20 protein-coding genes and 1 riboswitch are annotated in these 19,263 nt (G+C 68.3%); of the genes, 8 read left to right on the top strand and 12 right to left on the bottom strand.

The window, feature by feature from the left end:
- Positions 1 to 119 precede the first annotated feature (119 nt).
- The 4 genes from BMW75_RS04435 to BMW75_RS04420 are packed head-to-tail and all read right to left on the bottom strand — an operon-like array spanning position 120 to position 4,761.
- On the bottom strand, positions 120 to 1,070 hold the full coding sequence (locus BMW75_RS04435; protein ID WP_092577156.1) for an ABC transporter permease: 951 nt from the start codon (positions 1,068 to 1,070) through the stop codon (positions 120 to 122).
- Between the two features lie 10 nt (positions 1,071 to 1,080).
- Positions 1,081 to 2,154 (bottom strand): ABC transporter permease, encoded by a 1,074-nt coding sequence (locus tag BMW75_RS04430; protein ID WP_092577153.1) that lies wholly within the window; start codon positions 2,152 to 2,154, stop codon positions 1,081 to 1,083.
- A gap of 49 nt (positions 2,155 to 2,203) precedes the next feature.
- On the bottom strand, positions 2,204 to 3,733 hold the full coding sequence (locus tag BMW75_RS04425; RefSeq protein WP_092577150.1) for an ABC transporter ATP-binding protein: 1,530 nt from the start codon (positions 3,731 to 3,733) through the stop codon (positions 2,204 to 2,206).
- On the bottom strand, positions 3,730 to 4,761 hold the full coding sequence (locus BMW75_RS04420) for a BMP family protein (RefSeq protein ID WP_092577147.1): 1,032 nt from the start codon (positions 4,759 to 4,761) through the stop codon (positions 3,730 to 3,732). Before BMW75_RS04420 ends, BMW75_RS04425 begins: the two co-directional genes overlap by 4 nt.
- Positions 4,762 to 5,225: 464 nt before the next feature.
- On the opposite strand from BMW75_RS04420, the gene BMW75_RS04415 reads away from it, so the two are divergent.
- The 6 genes from BMW75_RS04415 to BMW75_RS04390 all read left to right on the top strand — a co-directional run bounded on the left by BMW75_RS04415 (position 5,226) and on the right by BMW75_RS04390 (position 9,639).
- Positions 5,226 to 6,140, top strand: a complete 915-nt coding sequence (locus BMW75_RS04415) for a DedA family protein/thiosulfate sulfurtransferase GlpE (RefSeq protein ID WP_092577143.1) — start codon at positions 5,226 to 5,228, stop codon at positions 6,138 to 6,140.
- A 102-nt stretch (positions 6,141 to 6,242) separates the two neighbouring features.
- Positions 6,243 to 7,169, top strand: a complete 927-nt coding sequence (gene panE / locus BMW75_RS04410) for a 2-dehydropantoate 2-reductase (RefSeq protein ID WP_076518178.1) — start codon at positions 6,243 to 6,245, stop codon at positions 7,167 to 7,169.
- Between the two features lie 253 nt (positions 7,170 to 7,422).
- A complete protein-coding gene (locus BMW75_RS04405) occupies positions 7,423 to 8,034 on the top strand; it encodes an NAD(P)-dependent oxidoreductase (protein ID WP_076518176.1) in 612 nt (203 codons plus the stop codon).
- A gap of 63 nt (positions 8,035 to 8,097) precedes the next feature.
- Positions 8,098 to 8,556, top strand: a complete 459-nt coding sequence (locus BMW75_RS04400; RefSeq protein ID WP_076518175.1) for a nuclear transport factor 2 family protein — start codon at positions 8,098 to 8,100, stop codon at positions 8,554 to 8,556.
- A gap of 7 nt (positions 8,557 to 8,563) precedes the next feature.
- Complete coding sequence (locus BMW75_RS04395; RefSeq protein WP_092577140.1) at positions 8,564 to 9,127, top strand: flavin reductase family protein; 564 nt, start codon at positions 8,564 to 8,566, stop codon at positions 9,125 to 9,127.
- Between the two features lie 5 nt (positions 9,128 to 9,132).
- Positions 9,133 to 9,639 carry a nucleoside 2-deoxyribosyltransferase gene (locus tag BMW75_RS04390; RefSeq protein WP_092577138.1) on the top strand — a complete coding sequence of 169 codons (507 nt, stop codon included), beginning with the start codon at positions 9,133 to 9,135 and terminating at the stop codon, positions 9,637 to 9,639.
- Between the two features lie 9 nt (positions 9,640 to 9,648).
- Here the strand turns inward: BMW75_RS04390 and BMW75_RS04385 are convergent, their stop codons facing one another.
- From BMW75_RS04385 to BMW75_RS04375, 3 genes are all read right to left on the bottom strand, one after another.
- Complete coding sequence (locus tag BMW75_RS04385; RefSeq protein ID WP_092577135.1) at positions 9,649 to 10,341, bottom strand: TetR/AcrR family transcriptional regulator; 693 nt, start codon at positions 10,339 to 10,341, stop codon at positions 9,649 to 9,651.
- A gap of 139 nt (positions 10,342 to 10,480) precedes the next feature.
- Positions 10,481 to 11,200, bottom strand: coding sequence for a 3,4-dihydroxy-2-butanone-4-phosphate synthase (gene ribB, locus BMW75_RS04380; protein WP_092577133.1), 720 nt, complete (start codon positions 11,198 to 11,200; stop codon positions 10,481 to 10,483).
- Between the two features lie 112 nt (positions 11,201 to 11,312).
- Positions 11,313 to 11,466: riboswitch (FMN riboswitch) on the bottom strand.
- A 111-nt stretch (positions 11,467 to 11,577) separates the two neighbouring features.
- Entirely contained in the window at positions 11,578 to 12,213 is a 636-nt protein-coding gene (locus BMW75_RS04375) for an SET domain-containing protein (RefSeq protein WP_092577131.1), read from the bottom strand.
- A 106-nt stretch (positions 12,214 to 12,319) separates the two neighbouring features.
- On the opposite strand from BMW75_RS04375, the gene BMW75_RS04370 reads away from it, so the two are divergent.
- Positions 12,320 to 13,240 carry a bestrophin family protein gene (locus BMW75_RS04370; protein ID WP_092577129.1) on the top strand — a complete coding sequence of 307 codons (921 nt, stop codon included), beginning with the start codon at positions 12,320 to 12,322 and terminating at the stop codon, positions 13,238 to 13,240.
- A 22-nt stretch (positions 13,241 to 13,262) separates the two neighbouring features.
- On the opposite strand, the gene BMW75_RS04365 is transcribed toward BMW75_RS04370, so the two are convergent.
- Complete coding sequence (locus BMW75_RS04365) at positions 13,263 to 13,733, bottom strand: Lrp/AsnC family transcriptional regulator (RefSeq protein ID WP_076518156.1); 471 nt, start codon at positions 13,731 to 13,733, stop codon at positions 13,263 to 13,265.
- A 93-nt stretch (positions 13,734 to 13,826) separates the two neighbouring features.
- On the opposite strand from BMW75_RS04365, the gene ilvB reads away from it, so the two are divergent.
- A complete protein-coding gene (ilvB, locus tag BMW75_RS04360) occupies positions 13,827 to 15,650 on the top strand; it encodes a biosynthetic-type acetolactate synthase large subunit (protein ID WP_092577127.1) in 1,824 nt (607 codons plus the stop codon).
- A 92-nt stretch (positions 15,651 to 15,742) separates the two neighbouring features.
- On the opposite strand, the gene BMW75_RS04355 is transcribed toward ilvB, so the two are convergent.
- The 4 genes from BMW75_RS04355 to BMW75_RS04340 are packed head-to-tail and all read right to left on the bottom strand — an operon-like array spanning position 15,743 to position 19,257.
- Complete coding sequence (locus BMW75_RS04355) at positions 15,743 to 16,522, bottom strand: SDR family oxidoreductase (protein ID WP_092577363.1); 780 nt, start codon at positions 16,520 to 16,522, stop codon at positions 15,743 to 15,745.
- A 14-nt stretch (positions 16,523 to 16,536) separates the two neighbouring features.
- The gene (locus BMW75_RS04350; protein ID WP_092577125.1) at positions 16,537 to 17,391 is read right to left on the bottom strand and encodes an ABC transporter permease; all 855 of its coding nucleotides are present in this window, start codon (positions 17,389 to 17,391) and stop codon (positions 16,537 to 16,539) included.
- A gap of 37 nt (positions 17,392 to 17,428) precedes the next feature.
- Positions 17,429 to 18,199 (bottom strand): ABC transporter ATP-binding protein, encoded by a 771-nt coding sequence (locus tag BMW75_RS04345; RefSeq protein WP_175493093.1) that lies wholly within the window; start codon positions 18,197 to 18,199, stop codon positions 17,429 to 17,431.
- Positions 18,199 to 19,257, bottom strand: a complete 1,059-nt coding sequence (locus BMW75_RS04340) for an ABC transporter substrate-binding protein (RefSeq protein WP_092577119.1) — start codon at positions 19,255 to 19,257, stop codon at positions 18,199 to 18,201. The genes BMW75_RS04345 and BMW75_RS04340 overlap by 1 nt, the downstream gene beginning before the upstream one ends.
- Between the last annotated feature and the right edge of the window lie 6 nt (positions 19,258 to 19,263).

Below are 19,263 nucleotides of genomic sequence, written 5' to 3'. Positions count from 1 at the left end.
CAGTTGCCGCATCCCTGCCTCGGCGCGTGAGCCGGTGCCCCCCTATCGGGGTCGCACGGAGCCGGCTCTGCCGGTCCGTAGCGACGCCCCTGGGGGAAGCGCGTAGCGCTCGGGGGGCTCTACCTTTCGCCTTTGCGATACGGTTTCATCAAGGCTTGCGGGTAGGCGGCGCGGCGCGCCATGAACACCAGGGCCAGGATGGACAGGATATAGGGCAGCATCAGGTAGACCTGGTACGGCAGTTCCGGCAGGCCCGGCAGCGCCGCCCCGCCCTGCTGCAGGCGCAGCTGCAACGCGTCGAAGAAGGCGAAGATCAGCGCGCCCAAGAGCGCCTTGCCGGGCCGCCACGATGCAAACACCACCAGCGCCACGCAGACCCAGCCGCGGCCGTTGACCATGTTGAAGAAGAACGCATTGAACGCCGCCAGCGTGAGAAAGCTGCCTGCCACGCCCATCAGCGCCGATCCGGCCACGATAGCGTCAATGCGCAGGCGCGTCACGGACAGGCCCTGGCCTTCGGCGGCTGCGGGGTTCTCGCCCACCATGCGGATCGCCAGGCCGACCGGCGTGCGGTTCAGCACCCACGCAAGCACGGGCACCGCGGCCAGCGCGATCAGTGTCATGGGCGTCTGTCCGGCCAGCACGGGTCCGATGAGCGGAATGCAGTCCAGGAACTTCATTTCGGCGAACGGCGTGATCGTGGGCGGCGTGTTGACGCTGGGGAAAGTGACGCGATAAGCGAAGTAGCTCAGGCTGGTGGCCAGCATGGTCACGCCCAGGCCCGAGACGTGCTGCGACAGCCCCAGCGGCACGGTCAGCACCGCGTGCAGCAGGCCGAACGCGGCGCCGGCCAGCGCCGCCGCCAGCACGCCCACGTAGAGCGGCGCGCCCAGGTAGACGACCAGCCAGCCCGTGAAGGCCCCGGCGACCATGATGCCTTCGATGCCCAGGTTCAGCACGCCGGCGCGTTCGCACAGCAGCACGCCCAGCGTGCCCAGGATCAGCGGCGTGGCCAGGCGCAGCACGGCGACCCAGAAGGCCGCGGAACTCATCAAATCCATCCATTCCATGGCGTGCTCCTCAAGCCTTGTTGCGGCGCAGGCGGTACTGCGCGAATAGCGTCGCGACCAGCATGGCGAGCAACGAGGTGGCGACGATGACGTCGGCGATGTAGTTCGGCACGGCGATGGCGCGGCTCATGCTGTCGGCGCCCACCAGCATGCCGGCCACGAAAATGCTGGCCAGGATCACGCCCAGCGGATGCAGGCCCGCCAGCATGGCGACCACCACGCCCGTGTAGCCGTAGCCCGGCGACATGTCGAGCGTGACGTAGCTGGTGCGCCCCGCCACCTCGATGGCGCCGGCCAGGCCCGCCAGCGCGCCCGACAGCATGGCGGTGCCCAGCATCACGCGGTTCACCGGCAGGCCCAGGAAGCGCGAGGCGTGGGCGTTGGCGCCCACCGCGCGCATCTGGAAGCCGAACACCGTGTAGCGGTTGAGCAGCCACAGGCCCAGCGCCAGGCCAGCGGCCCAGAGCAGGCCCGTGTGGGCGCGGGTGCGTCCGATCAGCTTGCCCAGCTCCAGGTCGCCGTTCAGCGCCACGGACTGCGGCCAACCCATGGCCATGGGATCCTTCATCGGGCCGTCCAGCATCATGGACACGAACAGCAGCACGATGAAGTTGCCCAGCAGCGTGGTCACCACTTCGTCCACGCCCAGGCGTGTCTTCAGCACGGCCGGGATCAGCAGCAGCAAGGCGCCGGCCAGCGCGGCCGCCAGCATCATGCCGGCAAACAGCACGGGCACGGGCAGATCGAAGCCGGTGCCGCCATGCAGGCCGCCCACCGCCACGGCCGCCAACGCGCCCAGATAGAGCTGGCCTTCGGCGCCGATGTTGTAGAAACGGGCCCGGAAGGCCACGGCGCAGGCCAGGCCGGTCAGCATCAGCGGCGTGGCGCGCGTCAGCGTTTCGGACAGCGCGAAGCGCGTGCCGAACGCGCCTTCGAACAACAGCGCATAGGCGCGGCCGACGGGGGCGCCGGCCCAGGCCACCAGCAGCGTGCAGACCGCCAGGGTGAAGAGGATGGCCGCGATCGGGGCCAGGGCCAGCGCAAGGCGGCTGGGCTCGGGGCGGCGTTCCAGGATCAGTTTCATGCGAGTGATGCTCAGTTGTGAAGAAAGCCGGGCAGGACGGTGCGAGCCGTCACGCCCGGGTTCCCGTCATGGCCAGGCCGACGGTGGCGGGCGTCCAGTCGGCCACCGGCTTGATCGCGACCAGCTTGCCGCCGCACAGCACGGCGATGCGGTCGGCCAGGGCGAAGATTTCTTCCAGGTCTTCGGACACCAGCAGCACGCCCGCGCCGCGCGCGCGCGCCGCCAGCAGCTGCTCGCGCACGTAGGCCACCGCGCCGATGTCCAGGCCCCAGGTGGGCTGGTCGGCCACAATGAGGCGCGGCTCTCGCGCCAGCGTGCGGCCCAGGATCAGTTTCTGCATGTTGCCGCCGGACAGGCTGCGCGTGCGCACGTCGAGCGAGGCGGCGCGCACGTCGAACTGCTTGGCGAGCGACGCCGCATACGCCTTGCCCGCGCGGGCGCGGATCAGGCCGTGGCGGGCGAAGCGCTTGTCCTTCAGGTCTTCCACGATGGCGTTTTCCCACAGGGGGCTGTCGCCGATCATGCCTTCGCCGTGCCGGTCTTCCGGGATGCGGCCCACGCGCGCGGCGGTCCAGCCCGCGGGGGTGGTCGGCGCGGCGGCGTGTTCCGGGCCCAGCCGGATCGTGCCGTCCGAGGGCTGGCGCAGGCCGGTCAGCACCGACACCAGCGCCTGTTGGCCGTTGCCGGCCACGCCGGCGATGGCCACGATTTCATGGGTGTGGACAACCAGGTCCAGGCTGTCGAGCCGGGGCGCGCCGTCGCGGCTGTCGCGCACGGTCACCTGGGACAGGGTCACCACGGGCGCGGCCTGCTCGGCGGCCGAGGCCGCTTGCGCGCGCGGCATGACGACCTTGCGGCCCACCATCAGTTCGGCCAGTTCCGCCGGGCTGGTGTCCGCGGTGTCGCGCTCGGCCACCAGCCGGCCCTGCCGCAGCACGGCGACGCGGCGCGACACGGCCATCACTTCGTCCAGCTTGTGCGAAATGAAGATCACGGCCAGGCCTTCGTCGACAAAGCCGCGCAGCGTGGCGAACAGGTCCTGCACTTCCTGCGGCGTCAGCACCGCGGTGGGCTCGTCCAGGATCAGCACGCGGGCGCCGCGGTACAGCGCCTTCAGGATCTCGACGCGCTGCTTTTCGCCGACGGACAGCGTGCCCACGCGCGCGTCCGGGTCCACGCCCAGGCCGAAGCGCTGGCCCAGTTCAACCAGGCGTTTGCGGGCCTGGCCGCGGCCCGAGGCCAGCTTCCAGAGCGATTCCGTGCCCACCATGATGTTGTCCAGCACGGTGAGGTTGTCGGCCAGCGTGAAATGCTGGTGCACCATGCCCACGCCCGCCGCCAGCGCGGCGTCGGGGCGGCCGGGGGGCAAGGGCTTGCCGAAGACGTCGATACGGCCGGCGTCGGCCACGTAGTGGCCGAACAGGATCGACACCAGGGTCGATTTGCCGGCGCCGTTCTCGCCCAGCAAGGCCAACACTTCGCCCTGCCGGAGCGTAAGCGAGACATCGTCGTTGGCCGTGAGGCTGCCAAAGCGTTTGGTGATCCCCGTCAGTTGCAGGGCGAGAGGCGCTTGGTTCATCGTGCCGTGGACTTGGGTTCTTTGTCGTTGACCTTCACGGTGAAGCTGCCGTCCAGGATGGCCTTTTCCTTGGCCTGGACCTTGGCGACCAGGTCGGCCGGGATCTTCTGCGCGAAGGTGCCCAGCGGCGCGAGCGACGAGCCCTTGTGCTTCATCAGCGAATACTGGCCGAAGTCAGCGGCCTTGAACGTGCCGGCCTTCACTTGCTTGAGCGCTTCGTCGATGGTGGGTTCCATGCTCCACAGCGCCGAGGCGACGACCGTCTCGGGGTACTGCGGCTGGGTGTCGATCACGTTGCCGATGGCCAGCTTGCCGCGTTCCTTGGCGGCGTCCGACACGCCGAAGCGTTCGGCATACAGCACGTCCGCGCCCTTGTCGATCATGGCGAAGGCGGCTTCCTTGGCCTTGGGGGGATCGAACCACGAGCCGATGAAGGTCACGGTGAACTCGGCCTTCGGGTTCGTTTCCTTGGCGCCTTCCATGAAAGCCTGCATCAGGCGGTTCACTTCGGGGATGGGGTAGCCGCCGACCAGGCCGATCTTGCCGGTCTTGCTCATGCCGCCGGCGATCATGCCGGTCAGGTACGCGGGTTCCTGGATGTAGTTGTCGAACACCGAGAAGTTGGGCTGCTGGGGCTTGCCCGACGAACCCATCAGGAAGGCGGTCTGCGGATAGTCCTTGGCGACCTTGCGGGCCGCGGCTTCAACGGCGAACGCCTCGCCCACGATCAGCTTGTTGCCCTGCTCGGCGTACTGGCGCAGCACGCGCTCGTAGTCGGCGTTGGTGACGTTTTCCGAGAACGTGTACTCGATGTCGCCGCGGTCGCGGGCGGCCGACAGCGCCTTGTGGATGCGCGAGACCCATTGCTGTTCGACCGGCACCGTGTAGACGGCCGCGACCTTGGTCTTGGCGGGCGCCTGGGCCAGGGCCGCGCCCGAGAACATCAGCGCGCCGGCAGCCGCTGCGGCCAGCTTGAGCAGGCCGCGGCGGGCGATGCCGCCAGCGGAAGAAAGGGAAAGGGATTTCATGCAGGTGACTCCTACGCGGGGAAGGACAGGTAATGGAGATGAGGGGAGGCGCCGCCCGCTGCAAGGAGGCCGCTGCCGCTGGCGGGCATGATGCCGGGGCGAACGTGCGGAAACGGGGGCGTGGGATCGGTCATCGGATGGGAGCGCCAGGAGGCGCACCCGTCCGAATGGTCGGGTTCGCCGCCTGTCCTGGCGAAGCAATTTGTATGCCACGGGGCATTCCTGCGACAAGTCGGGGAAACCTGATGGCCGGGCAGGATTATAGGCACCCTCGCGGGGATTGGTGGCACCGATGTGGTGCGCGGTGTCCCAATAGGTGGACACTGCGCCGGGATGACGCCGGTGTCCATGGCAAGGGAACAGTCTGTTGCCGCGCGGGGCGCAGGGTCTATGGTCCGTCCGCGAGGGCGCGCGCCTAAAATTCCGCGCAGGAGCCGCGACGTGCGCGGCAAGCAGGAAGACCCATGCAAGACATTCAATTGCTGCTCGAGCAATACGGCGGGTGGCTGGTGTTCGCCAACGTCCTGATCGAGCAGGCCGGGCTGCCGGTGCCCGCCTACCCCATGATCATCGCGGCCGGCGCGCTGGCGGGCGCGGCCGGATGGATCGTGCCCCTGCTGGCCGCCACGGCCGCCTGCCTCATCGCCGACAGCCTCTGGTATTGGGCCGGGCGGCGCTACGGGTCGCGGCTGTTGGGCGTGGTCTGCAAGCTGTCCTTGTCGCAGGACTCGTGCATCCGGCAGACGCAGCGCCTGTACCTGCGCATCGGCGTGCGCGCGCTGCTGGTGTGCAAGTTCCTGCCGGGCGCGGGCGCCCTGTCCACCGTCATGGCGGGCCTGACCCGCACGCCCTATCGCCGCTTCTTCGTCTATGACCTGGCCGGCGCGCTGGTCTGGGTAGGCTCGGCGCTGCTGCTGGGCGGCCTCTTCCACAGCGTGGTCAACGACCTGCTGGACGTCCTGGGCACCTATGGCCCGGTGGGACTGGCGGTGCTGGCGGCCGTGCTGGCCCTCTACATCGTGGCGCGCTTTCTGCGGCGCCGGCTGCTACTGCGCAGCCTGCGCGTCATTCCGCGGCTGTCGGTCGACGAGCTGATGCAGTGGCGCCAGGACGGGCGCGATGCGCTGGTCTTCGACGTGCGGCCCGAGGCCCAGCGCGACGCGGCGCGCATCCCCGGCGCCGTGGCCGTGGATCTGAAGCAGCCGCTGCCGGCGCTGGATCCGGGCGCGCTCGACGCCGACATCGTGGTCTATTGCGCATGCCCGAACGAAGTCTCGGCCGCGCTGCTCGCCTCGCGCCTGCGCGCTGCCGGCTACCGCAAGATCTGGGCCCTGCGCGGCGGATACGAGGCCTGGACGGAACGCCAGCAGCAGGCCTGAATCGTCCGGCGCGTGGGCGCGGCCGATGGGCCGCGCGGCGGTCCGGGCGCATAATTCTTTCATCGGCCCGCGTCCGACGCGGGCAGCCAACAGGAGACAGGCATGCGGTTGTTGTTCTTGGGCGCCGGCGGCACCGGCGGATACTTCGGCGGGCGCGCGGCGCAAGCGGGCGCGGACGTGACGTTCCTGGTGCGCGAGCCGCGCGCCGCGCGGATCCGCGAGCAGGGATTGCGCATCCAGAGTCCGCTGGGAGATGCCACGCTGCACCCCAAGCTGGTCACGCAGCAGACGCTGCAGGACAGCTACGACGTGGTGGTGCTGTCCTGCAAGGCTTACGACCTGGACAGCGCCATCGAGGCCATCCGCCCCGCGGTGGGCCCCGATACCGCGGTGCTGCCCATCATGAACGGCGTGCTGCAGTATGACGTGCTGGACCGCGAATTCGAACCGCATCGCGTGCTGGGCGGCCTGTGCCAGATCAATGCCACGCTCGGCCCCGACGGCGAAGTCGTCCACCTGGGCAAGCATGCCAACCTCGTGTTCGGCGAACGCGCCGGCCCCGCCCGCAGCGAGCGCTGCATCGCGCTGGAGCAGGCGCTGGCGGGCGGCGAATACGTCAGCCGCCTCAGCGAAAACATCTACCAGGACATCTGGGAAAAATACGTCATGCTGACGACGCTGGCCGCCGCCACCTGCCTGATGCGCGGCTCGGTCGGCCAGATCGCGTCCACGGACGACGGCGTGGACTTTCTGCTCAGCCTGCTGCAGGAATCGCAGGCGGTCGCGGCCGCCTCCGGCCATGCGGTGCGGCCCGAGGCCGACGCCGCCGTGCAGAAGCTGTTGTCCGACCGCAGCCAGCCCATGACCGCCTCCATGTTCCGCGACCTGCGCCAGGGCCTGCCGGTCGAGGCCGACCACATCGTGGGCGACATGGTCCGCCGTGCCCGCACGCTGGGCGTGGACGCCACCTATCTGCGCGTGGCGTATTCGCATCTGCAGGTGTACCAGGCGCAGCGCGCCGCGCGCTGACCGTGGCGGGCGGCCCTGTTCAAGCGGGGCCGCCGCGCGCACACTGGATTGCGGGGAGCGCCGGGCGCGCGCCGCCCGCCCGCGCCGACGGCCGATCTCCCTGGTATTGGTGCATGAAATGCAAAAAACTCTTCCCGGTTTGAGGGTTTTTTGATCGGATTGCGCCGAATAGTATGGCTTTGCCTGCGCCGGCGCCTGTTCCGCCCCATCCCGTGGCGGCCGCGACCGGCCCATTCCTGCAAGGAGCAAGACCATGAAAATCGCATTGATCGGAATTACCGGCCGCGTGGGTTCGCGCGTGGCGGACGAACTGCTCAAGCGCGGCCACCAGGTAACGGGCATCGCCCGCAATCCCGCCGAGGTCAACGAACAGCCGGGCCTCACCGTCCGCCAGGGCGATGCCACCGACCCCGAAGGCCTGACGCCGATCCTGGCGGGTCACGATGCCGTCATCAGCGCCACGCGCTTTGTGTCCACCGACGCCAAGCCGCTGCTGGCCGCCGTCAAGAACGCGGGCGTGCCGCGCCTGCTGGTGGTGGGCGGCGCGGGCAGCCTGCTGGTGGCGCCCGGCAAGATGCTGATCGACACCCCGGAATTCCCGGACGCCTACAAGCCCGAAGCGCGCGCCGGCGTGGTGTTCCTGGATGCGTTGCGCCAGGAAAAGGTGCTGAACTGGACGTTCCTGTCGCCGTCCGCGATCTTTGAACCGGGCGAGCGCACCGCCACCTTCCGCGTGGGCGACGACCACCTGCTCGCGGACGAGGAAGGCAAGAGCTGGATTTCGATGGAAGACTACGCAATCGCCCTGGCCGACGAAGTCGAGACGCCCCGGCATTCGCGCCGCCGTTACACCGTCGGGTACTGATGATCGGCCGCGTTTGTTTGTAAACTGGCAGGCCGCCAGTCGGCGTCACCTGAGTAGTCCTGTATGCGTATGAAGTGGAAATCGTTGGCCGCCTGCCTGCTGGTCGCCTCCAGTTGCGTGGCGGCCGCGCCGGCGCTTGCGGCCGAGCCGCAGTCGAACAAGGACATCGCCGTCGCGTTCTTCCGCATGATGTTCCAGGACCGCGACATCGACGAAGCGGTGCGCCGGTACGTCGGCCCGACCTACACTCAGCACAATCCGTACATGCAGGACGGCGTCGGGCCGATGGTGGATTTCTTTCCGCGCTATTTCGAACAGCACCCGCAGGCCATCGTCGAGATCAAGCGCGTCATCGCCGAAGGCGATCTCGTCATGATCCACAACCTGTGGCGCGATTCGCCGGAAGACCGCGGCCAGGCCGTGGTCGACATCTTCCGCGTCCAAGACGGCAAGATCGTCGAGCACTGGGACGTGAGCCAGGAGATCCCTGAAAACCCCGCCAACAAGAACGGCATGTTCTAGGCCGCCCATGATCGAACCCGTCGACCTGCCCCGCGCCTACCTCCTCCTGAACCACGGCCCGACCGTGCTGGTCACCAGCGCGCACGGCGATGCGCGCAACGTGATGGCCGCCGCATGGGCCATGCCGCTGGATTTCAGCCCGCCCAAGATGCTGGTCGTGGTCGACAAAAGCACCTACACCCGCGAACTGATCGAGGCCTCGGGCGAATTTGCGCTGTGCATCCCGTCGCGGGCGCAGGCAAGCGCCACGCTGCGGGTGGGCTCGCACTCGGGCCGCGACGAAGACAAGTTCCAGGCCAGCGGCCTGACGACCTTCGCGGCCAGCAAGATCGGCGCGCCGCTCATCAGCGACTGCCTCGGATGGCTGGAATGCAAGGTCATCCCCGAGCCGCACAACCAGCAGGCCTATGACCTCTTCATCGGCGAGGTCGTGGCCGCGTGGGCGGCGCCGGAAGCGTTCTCGGGCAACCGCTGGCACTTCCCGGACGACGCGCGCCGTTCGGTGCACTACGTGGCCGGCGGCTCGTTCTTCGCCACCGGCGAAGCCTTCAACGTCGCCGAACCGGAGTAAGGGCCATGCGCAGCGTTTATCTGGCGGGGTTCGATGTCTTTCTGCCCGATGCCGTGGCGCACGGCGAACGCCTGAAGACCCTGTGCGCGACCTACGGCTTCGAGGGCCTGTTCCCGCTGGACAACGCCGCGCCGGCCGGGCTGTCGGACCAGGCGCTGGCGCAGTGGATCTACCAGGCGAATATCGCGCTGATACGCCGCGCCGACATGGTGATGGCGAACCTCAATCCCTTTCGCGGCGCCGAGCCCGATTCGGGCACGGCCTTCGAGGTCGGCTACGCCATCGCCTGCGGCAAGCCCGTCTGGGCGTACACCAGCCAGGCGGGCTCGCTCATCGACCAGGTGGCCGTGGGAGCGGCGGCCGATGACGGCGTCTCGCGCATAGTCGACGCCCAGGGCCACACCGTCGAGGACTTCGGCCTGAACCTGAATCTGATGCTGGCGTGCAGCGCGCACGTCGTGATCGGCGGCGCGGCCGACTGCCTGGCCAGCATGGCCCGCGCGCCCGCCTGAGCGCGGACGCTAGGCGCGCGGGGGCTTCGCCTTCTTCACCGGGCTCGTGGCCCGCGGCGTCTTGGCGGTCTTGCGCGGCGCCGCAGCGGCGGGCGCGCCCAGGTATCCCATCACCGCGTCCACCACGGCGCCTTCCAGCTGTTTGGGCGTGAAGCCCGCCGGCGGCTCCAGCGCCGCCGCGTGCACCAGCGATTCCATGATGCGCAGCACCACATAGGTCGCCAGATCGCGGTCCGATTGCGCGATTTCGGCGCGGTGCAGTTCCAGCAGGTGCCGCATGCGGCGGTGGATGTCCTGGTCGGCGCGGCTGTGCTCGCGCGGCTGATCAAAGAGCGGGAACTCCCGTTCCAGCACCCGGTGCAGCGCCGGCTCCAGCAGATGCGCATGCAGCATCGCCTGGACAATCGCGCCCACGCGTTCGCGCAGGGTGGCCGCGGGGTTGCCGTTCAGCACGTCGTCGATCACGTCCAGCATCTGGTTGTCGTGCCGGTCGTGCAGCGCGGCGATCAGCGCGTTCTTGTTGGGAAAGTACTGGTAGAGCGAGCCCACGCTGACGCCCGCCGTTTCCGCGATCAGGTTGGTATTGGTGCCGGCATAGCCGTGCGCGGCCAAAACGCGAGCCGTGGCCTGCAGGATGGTGTCGACGGTGTGCTGGGATCTGAGCTGGCGCGGCGATTTCCGGGGCTGGGGGATGGCGGTCATGGGTGCGGCGAAAGGCGAGTATCAAACGTGAGCAATGGCTCATAAACTTTGCGGCAGGCAATCCGTATCGTTTTCCCGCCGCGTTGGGCGGATTATGCCATCGCTCGCCCGCGCTTTCGCGCACGTCCTGTGCTGCCGGTCAGACGGTGGCCGCCATCTCCAGGACTTCGTCGTCGATGAATTCGGCCTGGCCGTCCTTCTGCTTTTGCAGATGGTCGGCCAGTTCCGCGATGGTCAGCGCGACCAGGCCGTGCTGCGCGGCGTAGCGCTCCAGCGCCGCGCCGCGCATCATCGTGCCGTCGGCGTTCATCAGCTCGCACAGCACGCCGGCCGGGCGCAGGCCGGCCAGCACGGCCAGGTCGACCGACCCTTCGGTGTGGCCGCGGCGCGTCAGCACGCCGCCCGGCTGCGCGCGCAGCGGGAACACGTGGCCGGGGCTGACGATGTCGTCGGCCTGTGCCGTCGGCGCGATGGCGGCGCGGATGGTTGTGACGCGGTCCGCGGCCGACACGCCGGTGCTCACGCCTTCGCGGGCTTCGATCGACACGGTGAACGCCGTGGCAAAGCGGCTCTGGTTGCGCGGGACCATTGGCGGCAACGCCAGGCGGTCCAGCGTGTCGCCGGGCAGGCAGAGGCAGACGATGCCGCTGCCGTCGCGGATGAGCTGGGCCATGACGGGCACGGTCAGCTTGTCGGCCGCGACGATCAGGTCGGCCTCGTTTTCGCGGTCGAAGTCGTCCATGAGGATGACGGGACGGCCCAGGCGCAGATGGTGCAGCGCGCGCTGCAAACGGGCGGCAAAGGGCTGCGACGCAAGACTGGGGAGGGGAGACTGCTGGGTAAAGGCAACGTGGGACATTGAAACGCTCTCGCAAAAGGATGGGGCGAAAAACGTTTCAGGGCTAATCGACAGCCGAACGCAATACGGCCAGGCGGACGCCATCGCGCCCGGGGCAGCCGAGTGTGTGCCGGCACATCTTCTCTCATCCGGACTATGACCGTCGGCCCTGGCATCTCACCAGGTCTGCTGACCCCGGCCGCTTGAAGGAGGCCGGGCGCTCGCGGGCTCGCCACATTGCATGGCATACCGCCGGTGGGGAATTGCACCCCGCCCTGAAGACGTACTGCATGTCGTGTTAACGACCGGTCGATTGTACGCCTGTCCGCGCAGCGGGATTGAATATGCTTATTGCAGTTGTGGTCTTCGGAAAACGGGAGACTGGCCCCGCGCGCCGTTCAGGCGGACGCGGGCGCGGGCGGCTTGGCCTTCGTGGCCGGTTTCTTGCCCGTCTTCTCGGCTGCCTTCTTGCCCGCTTTCTCGGCCGTCTTCTCGGCCGTCTTCTCGGCCGTCTTCTCGGCCGTCTTCTTGGTCGTCCGTTTCGCGGCTTTGCCGGCCTTCTTGGCCGGCAGGGCCAGCATCGTGCCGCGGCACGGGGGCGTGCCGCACAGGCAGCGGTAGCCTTCCTTCAGCGCCTTGGTGATGCGTCCGTCCAGGACCAGGCCATAGTCATAGGACAGTTCCGTGCCGCGAGGGATGTCGTCCAGCGCCACGATGTAGACGCGCTTGCCGTGCTTGCCTTCCTGCGCCTCGCAGTTGGGCTGGCACGAATGGTTGATCCAGCGGGCGTCGTTGCCGTTGTCCCCGCCGTCGATGACGCGGCCGGAGCTGAGCGCGAAGAAGAACGTGTGGAAGGGATCGTCCGGGTTGGTGGGGTGGCGGCGGTCGGCTTCCTTGGCGCTGATGCGTTCACCGCCGTATTCGATGATGCGCGTGCCTGCGGGAATCTTGCGGGCGGCGAAGACGCCGTTGCCGTGCAGCTTGGAGCGGCGGACCACGTACCAGGGCTTGATCGGGGTGTCTTCGTTGGTCATTGGATTGGGCGGGGGCGGTGAGACGAAACAGAATTATATCGGCGGCATTCTTGCGCGAGGACAGGCGTATAGTGAGCGCCGCCTTGTCCCTTGCTTGATATTCATCATGATCGTCCGTCCGCGGCCTTCCGCGCTGGCCTTGTTCTTTGTGTTGCGCGGTTCCATCATCCCCCGCATTCTCAGCAGGATCATCGTCATCACGTTGCTCTCCTGCGTGGTGGTGTGGATGTATCACCGCCAGTTCTTCTCTCCGGCGCACCTGACCGCGGTGCCCTTCTCGCTCTTCGGGCTGGCGCTGTCGGTCTTCATGGGCTTTCGCAACAACGTCTGCTACGACCGCTGGTGGGAAGCCCGCAAGCAATGGGGCGACCTCGTCGTGCAGGCGCGCAGCCTGGCGCGCGAAAGCGCGGTGTTGCTGGCGGCCAGCACCGCCAATCCCGTGCAGGAGCGGCTGGTGCGGCGCTGCATCGGTTTCGGCTACGGACTGGCGGCGCGGCTGCGCGGCCAGGACATGGTCGAGGCGGTGCGCCCGTGGGTGCAGCAGGACGAACTGGATACGCTGGCCGGATGCCGCAACGTGCCTGACGCCCTGCTCATGTCGATCAACCGCGACCTCGCGGCCTGCCTGCGGCGGGGCGAACTCACCGACATCCTGTACCAGGCCCTGACCCAGCGCGTGGCGCAATGCGCCGCGATCCAGGCGGCGTGCGAGCGCATCAAGTTCACGCCCTGTCCGTTCGCCTATTCCCTGCTGCTGCACCGCACGGCGTGGCTCTTCTGCCTGCTGCTGCCTTTCGGCCTGGTGGGCACGCTGGAATTCCTGACGCCGCTCGCGGTCACCATCGTCGCCTACACCTTCTTCGGCCTGGACGCGCTGGGCGATGAGCTGGAAGACCCCTTCGGCGCGGACGAAAACGACCTGCCGCTGTCGGCGCTGGCCCGCGTGATCGAGATCGACCTGCTCGAAGGCCTGGGCGTGCGGCCGCTGCCCGAGCCCGCGGTGCCGGTGGACTACGTGCTGCGCTAGGGACGTCGTGCCGGGGGGCGGCCTACGCCGCCGGCCCGGTCAGCGGCAGCTTGGTTTCCTTGAGCCGGCGCAGCACGAAGCAGGACTTGCTGTGCCGGATGCCCGGGATGCGGTAGAGCTGCTCGCGCAGCAGGCGCTCGTAGTCGCGGGTGTCGCGCACGGCGATGCGGATGTAATAGTCGTAGTCGCCCGACACCAGGAACGCCTCCAGCACCTCCGGAATCTGCGCCAGCGCGCGGCCGAATTCGTACAGGGTCTCTTCGCTGTGGCTTTCGAGCGTGACGTGGACGATGACGGTGTCCATGAAACCCAGGCTCGCCGGGTCGATGTCCACCGTGTAGCCGCGGATCACCCCGGCGCTCTCCATGCGCTTGATGCGGTTCCAGCAGGGCGTGGATGACAGGCCCACCGCCGCGCCGATGTCGTTCAGGCTGGCGCGCGCGTTGTCCTGCAGCACCTTCAAAATGGCCAGATCGAACTTGTCCAGGTTCATTTTCTTTGATTCCTCCAAATCAAAGATGAATTTACTCCGTCCGGCGGTTATCCGTGGAAAAGAAGATAAAAATTCTCCGGGTCTACGAATAAGATGGATAGCATGAACGATCGCCTGCACCCCACCGCCGCCGCCGCGCTTGCCGCCACCGAAACCGCCCCTGCCAATGGGGCGAAGATCCTGCTCGACACGCTGATTGCGCACGGCGTCGATACGGTCTTCGGCTATCCCGGCGGGGCGGTCCTTCCCCTTTACGACGCCCTGTACGCCGAACCGCGCCTGCGCCATGTGCTGGTGCGCCACGAGCAGGCCGCCGTGCATGCCGCGGAGGGCTACGCCCGCACCACCGGCCGCCCAGGCGTGGTGTTCGTCACCTCGGGCCCCGGCATGGCCAACACCACCTCCGGCCTGCTGGATGCCATGTGCGATTCGATCCCGGTGCTGTGCATCAGCGGCCAGGTCGCCACGGCCGCCATCGGCACCGACGCCTTCCAGGAATGCGACGCTATCGGCATCTCGCGTTCCGTCACCAAGTGGAACACCCAGATCCGCGCCGTCGATGACGTGGCGAACGTGGTGGCCCGCGCCTTTGAACTGACCCGCCAGGGCCGGCCCGGCCCGGTGCTGGTGGATTTTCCCAAGGACGTGCAGCTTGCCGTGCCGCGCGACAGCGATGACGGGCTGGACCTGCCCTCGCAGCACAAGCTGGCCGCGCTGCGCGCGCGCCGCCAGTCCGGCAAGCTGGCGCCCAAGCTGCCGCAGTCGGCCGTGCGCCGCGCCGCCGCGCTGATCGCGCAGGCCAAGCGTCCCATCTTCTATGGCGGCGGCGGGCTGGTGAACGCCGGTCCCGAGGCCTGCGCCGCGTTCACGGACCTGGTGCGCCACACCGGCGCGCCCTGCACGCTGACGCTGATGGGCCTGGGCGCCTTTCCCGCGTCCGATCCGCAGTTCGTGGGCATGCTGGGCATGCACGGCACGGTCGAGGCCAACCTCGCCATGCACAACGCCGATCTCGTGGTCTGCATCGGCGCGCGGTTCGATGACCGCATCACCGGCAAGCTGTCCGAGTTCTGCCCGCACGCCCGCAAGATCCATATCGACATCGATCCCGCCTCGATCAACAAGGTGGTGCGCGTGGACGTGGCGCTGGTGGGCGATTGCCTGCCGCTGGTGCGCGCGCTGCGTGCCGAGCTGGGCGATGCGCCGCTGGAGCCGGCGCGCCTGGCGCCCTGGTTCAAGCGCATCGACGCCTGGCGCGCGCAGGACTGCCTGGGCTATGAGCCCGCGCCGGACGCCATCCTGCCGCAGCACCTGATGTCGCGCCTGAACGCCGCGCTTTCGGGCCGCGATGCCATCGTCTCCACGGACGTGGGCCAGCACCAGATGTGGGCCGCGCAGTATCTGCGCTTTGACCGCCCCAACCGCTGGCTGACCTCGGGCGGCGCGGGCACCATGGGCTACGGCGTGCCCGCCGCCATCGGCGCGCAGGTGGCGCATCCGGACAAGACGGTGGTCTGCGTCAGCGGCGATGCGTCGGTGCTGATGAACATCCAGGAGCTGTCCACCGCCATGCAGCACGAGACGCCCGTGAAGGTCGTGCTGTGCAACAACGGCTACATGGGCATGGTGCGCCAGTGGCAGGAACTGATCCACGGCGGGCGCTACAGCCACAGCTACAACGCGTCGCTGCCGGATTTCGTGGCGCTGGCGCGTGCCTTCGGCTGGGGCGCGGCGCGCGTGGACGACCCCGCCCAGCTCGACGCCGCGCTGGCCGAATGCCTGGCGCATGACGGTCCGTATTTCCTGGACGTCGCGGTCACGGCGCAGGAAAACTGCTTCCCGATGATGCCGGCCGGGCATGGCCATCAGAAGATGATGCTGGCCGAAGGCGTCTGGTATCAGGACGAGACGACCTGATCGGGTGCGGCAATATGGGTGTCTGACACCCATGAGGCGGCCTGGCGGACTGGAGAATGTCTCACGCGGGTGTCAGACACCGGCGGCCGCCCTCAGAACTGGATCGACAGCCCGCCGTCCACCACCAGCACGTGACCGTTCACATAGGAGGCCGCGGGCGACGCCAGGAACACGGCGGCGCCCGCGATCTCTTCGGGCTCGCCCCAGCGTCCCGTCGGATTGCGCGCGGCGATGCGCGGGCCGAACTTCGGGTCGGCGACCATGTCCGCATTGGTCTCGGTGGCGAACGTGCCCGGCGCGATGGCGTTGCTGGTGATGTAGTGCCCGCCGAATTCGGCCGCCAGCGCGCGCACCATGCCGGTCAGGCCCTGCTTGGCCGCGGGATACACCGCGTCGCCCGAACGCGCCAATTCGCCCACCACCGACGTGATCGCGATCAGCCGCCCGCCGCCCTGGCGCATCATGCGCTCGGCCGCGAATTTGGCGAGCAGCATGCCGGCCACCAGGTCCGTGTCGATCAGCTCGCGGATCTCGGCCGGGCTGGTGTCGCGCAGCGTCTTGCGGTTGCGCGCGCCCACGTTGTTCACCAGGATGTCCAGGCGTTCGTGCTCGCTGTCGATGCGCTGGAAGGCCTGCGCCATCGCCGCATCGTCGGCCACGTCGAAGGGGAGCGGGTGCGCGTCCAGGCCGGCGCCGGTCAGCTCCGCCACCGCGGCGTCGACCGCCTCGACGTTGCGGCCGTTGATCAGCACGCGCGCGCCGCATCCCGCCAGCGCGCGCGCGATGCAAAAGCCCAGCCCGCGGGCCGAGCCGGTCACCAGCGCGACTTGTCCCGTCAGGTCGAAATTGCGCAGATAAGGCAGTGTCTTCATCGTTCGGGTCTCGTTCATTCCCTGAACTCCGGCGCCCAGTGCAAGAGCCGGCGTTCGATCCAGGTCACACAATAAACCAGCGCGATGCCGACGATGGACAGCAGCGTCACGGCCGCGAACATGTCGGTGGCGTTCAAGGTCGCCAGCGCGGTGATCATCAGATAGCCCATGCCCGTGGTGGAGCCCACGAATTCGGCCAGCACCACGCCGATCAGCGCGAAGCTGATGGCATTGGGCAGCGCCGCGAAGGTCCAGGCGGCGGCGGTGGGGATGCGCACGCGCCACAGGATCTGGCGCGGCGAGCCGCCCAGCGTGCGGCAGAAGTCGACCAGTTCGCGCTCCACGCTGCGCCCGCCCTTGTAGGTGTTGAAGAACACCAGGAAGAACACCACGAACCACGACGTGACCACCTTGGACGCCAGGCCCAGCCCGAAGAACATGGTAATGAGCGGCACGAAGGCGATCCGCGGCATGGAGTTGAACGCCACGATGAAGGGGTTGAACACGTCGGCCAGGAAACGGCTGCGGCTCAGCGTCATGCCAACCACGAAGCCGCTGCCCACGCCCACCACCAGGCCCACCAGCGTGGCCTGCAGCGTCAGCCACAGATGCGGCCAGACCGAGCGCGGCCCGGGTTGCAGCCATTCCCACAGACGCACGGCCACGCGCGAGGGCTGGCTGATGAAGAAGGGGTCAAAGAGCGTGTTCTGGGTGAACCAGGGGATGCGCGTGAGCGTTTCCCAGGAGCCCAGGATGATGGCCAGGATGAGAACCTGCCACAGGGTGATGCGCACCCGGCGCGCGGCGCTGGCGCGGCGGTCCAGGCGTAGCTGGTCCTGCAGGGTGTCGGCGGAGTCTATCGAATTCATGGCGCGTATCGGCGTATCGGCGTATCGGCGTGTCGGGTCAGGCGGCGGCGCGGAACTGCTGGCCCAGCACGCTCCAGAGGCTTTGCACGTGGGAGACGAACTGCGGCGTCTCGCGCAGCGTGAAGACGTCGCGCGGATGCGGGATCCGGATGCGCTCGTCCAGCAGCACGCGGCTGGGCGGCCCGGACAGCACCACCACGCGGTCGGACAGGAGGATGGCTTCGTCCAGGTCGTGCGTGACCATCACGATGGTCTGGCCCAGCTTGCGCCAGATCTCCATCAGCTCGCGGTGCAGGTGCGTCTTGGTGTGCGTGTCCAGCGCGCCGAAGGGCTCGTCCAGCAGCAGGATGCGCGGCTCGACCGCCAGGCTCATCAGCAGCGCCACGCGCCGGCGCATGCCGCCGGAGAGCTGGTGCGGATAGGCATCCGCGAAGGCGCTCAGGTGGCCGAGCTCCAGCAGTTCGGCGACGCGGCGTTCGATCCGGTCGGCCGGCACGCCCTGGAACTTCAGGCCCAGCGCCACGTTCTTCCTGACGCTGAACCACGGCAGCAGCGTGTCCTTCTGGAAGATGTAGCCCAGCGCGGGCGGCACCTGCCCGTCCACCAGGCGCCCGTCCACCCGGATGGTTCCCGTGGTGGGACGCAGAAAGCCCGCGATCATGTTGAGCAGCGTGCTCTTGCCGCAGCCCGAGGGGCCCACGATGGAGACGAATTCGCCTTGCTCGATGGTCAGACTGACCTCGCCGACGGCGTGCGTGGTGCCCTGGCGCGACTGGTACGCCTTGCCCACCTTGTCCAGCGTGATCATCAGAGGCCCCGGGCCTTTCGCACGAAGCTCATGTTCACGCAGCGGGAATACGGCACGGTCTTGATCTCATCGTTCGAGAACTGGCGCCCGTCGCCCATGATGGCCGTCATGCGGTTGTACGCGTCTTCGGTGATGATGTTGTCCTTGAGGAACACCGTTTCCTTGTAGACGCCCAGCGTCTTCTCGATGGCGGCGCGCGGGAAGGCGCTCAAGAAATCGTCGTAGATGGCGTCCGTGATGGCGGCCGCGCTGTTGGCCGTGATGAAGTCCTGCGCCTTGACCATGGCGGTGACGAAGGCCTGCACGACCTCGGGCCGCTTCTGGATGGTGCTTTCAAGCGTCAGGGCCGCGATGCCGGGCACGTCGCCGCCCATGAACTCGTTCCATGAGGCTTCGGTGGTGGCGTCGAAGATGGGCACGCCCCAGCCTTCCTGGCGGGCCTGCTCCATCATCGACATGGTGGCCATGCTGGCGGCGACCGATCCGGTCTTGAGCGCGCCCAGCATCGTCGCCAGGTCGCCCAGGGGGCGGATGTCGACCTTGTCGGCCACGCCGGCCTTCTGCATCAGGTACAGCGCCATCAGCCAGGTGCTGGACTGCGGCTGCGTCGCGCCGACGCGCTTGCCCGCCAGGTCCTTGAGCGACGTGATCTTGCCGCTTTCGAAGTCTTCGCGGCGCACGATGACGTTGGCGTACGTGAGCTTGCGGTCAAAGCCGAACACCAGCGCCGCGGGCTTGCCCGCGATGGTCAGCGCCGGCGCGGCGGTGGCGGCGGTGGCGCCGAAGGCGATCTGTCCGGCGGCCAGGAGCTGGTTCGTGCGCGGGCCGCTCTGCGAATTCAGGTACTCGACGTCCAGACCGCCCTCGCCAAAGAAGCCCTGCTTCAGCGCGACGTAGCCGGCCGCGAAAAATGGGTCGATGCTGCCCTGGCCATACACGACCTTGCCCAGCTTGGGCTGGGCGAGCACGACGCGTCCATGGAGCAGGCCGATGCCGGCCAGGGCGGACGCCGCGGCCAGTACGCGGCGGCGGGAGGTGAAGGCGGAACTACGGGTCATGTCGTC

The organism is Achromobacter sp. NFACC18-2, assembly GCF_900108985.1.
In the GTDB taxonomy this organism is placed as follows: domain Bacteria; phylum Pseudomonadota; class Gammaproteobacteria; order Burkholderiales; family Burkholderiaceae_B; genus Achromobacter.
The sequence above is the reverse complement of the archived record's forward strand: the minus strand, read 5'-3'. Positions and strand labels throughout refer to the sequence as shown.